Genomic DNA, 692 nt, shown 5'->3' on the forward strand with positions numbered 1-692 from the left:
GTACGGCTCACCCGCGGCCGGCGGGAGGCCCACCACCGGTGCGTCGACGGGCTTGGTCGGCACCTCGGGTCGAACCACGGGCTCGGCGGGTACTGCGGGGGTTGCGGCAGACGGGTTGTGGGCCTCCCCCGGAACCGGTGAACCGACTTCGCCGCCGGTCACGTTGCGGTCGTCGCTCACGGTCGTCCTCCCACACATCGGAATCGTTGATGTCCCCAGAGTTCCCGAAGCCCTGTCTGAACACCGTAAGGGCGGGGGCCCCGGAGCACCCCTCCTGCTTATGCGGGGGTTATCCGCGCAGGTCGTGGCCCCGCCGAGAGACGATCGAAGACTGTCGAAACCGAAAAATGCGCCCGATCCGGGGTCGACTCATGGTCGATTCAGGCCCGATCCGCTGCCGACTCTCGGTCCATGCCGACTCTCGGTCCATCCACCGCCGGTTGCATCCGAGCGGCGAGTCGACCAAGACCGAGATCAGGACCGGACCCAGGACCCCGACCCCGACCCGAGCCCGGCTTCGGCCCGCGACCCGGCCCGAACCCGGACCCGAACCCGGACCCGAACCAGCGGCCTGACGTGCCGCCCCGTCGCCCGAATTCCGCAGCCCTACCGGAAAGCGCAAGGGCGGTGCGAGTGGCCCAACCCCCCACGCCCAGCCGCCCCCGAACCGCCAGAACCGCCCGCCCCGCCCC

At 71.0% G+C, this 692-nt stretch carries 1 pseudogene; it reads right to left on the reverse strand.

The window, feature by feature from the left end:
- Positions 1 to 180, reverse strand: a pseudogene (locus tag GT354_RS55235) (protease); the annotation flags it as partial.
- Positions 181 to 692 lie beyond the last annotated feature (512 nt).

Source organism: Streptomyces sp. SID3343, assembly GCF_009865215.1.
GTDB lineage: Bacteria > Actinomycetota > Actinomycetes > Streptomycetales > Streptomycetaceae > Embleya.